Origin of the sequence: Mesorhizobium sp. M1E.F.Ca.ET.041.01.1.1, assembly GCF_003997355.1 — a bacterium.
GTDB lineage: Bacteria > Pseudomonadota > Alphaproteobacteria > Rhizobiales > Rhizobiaceae > Mesorhizobium.
Window position 1 is genome coordinate 1 of the sequence record NZ_RZSL01001292.1, and the last position, 382, is coordinate 382.

The 382-nt window shown below is 54.7% G+C and carries 1 protein-coding gene; it reads right to left on the reverse strand.

Features of this window, described 5'->3' with window-relative positions; all coding sequences use genetic code 11:
- Positions 1-267: hydantoinase B/oxoprolinase family protein (locus EOA38_RS38850; RefSeq protein ID WP_145966378.1), on the reverse strand; the 267-nt coding region annotated here is incomplete at its 3' end.
- Positions 268-382 lie beyond the last annotated feature (115 nt).

A 382-nucleotide genomic window follows, 5' to 3' on the forward strand; every position in this document is an offset into this window, starting at 1 on the left:
GTTGTGCAGGAATGCGTCGCCTAAGTGTAACTCCGGATGAAAACTCATCATCGCCTGAGCCATCAAGTCCGGCCCACACAAGACGTGGATCGGAAGACTATCGGCCGCGCTAAGCAGTCTTCCATCAGCCGTCACGATCGCGCAGGAAAGATCCTTCGCGCGATTGAGAACGCCCGAGCGCCCGGCCCGCAAAACTGCGTTAGACATAAGCCTCGCTACGCCGTCGACACGGCTTCGCAAAATTGCAAGTTGTGAACCATTTAGCATCTGTGGATTATTCCTATAAATCGATAACGAGACTGCCCGAATTGTTGATGTGGAAGTCCGCGTGGTCGACAACGACCGTTGTAAGCGCCGATTCCACGATTGCGGGACCTCGGTG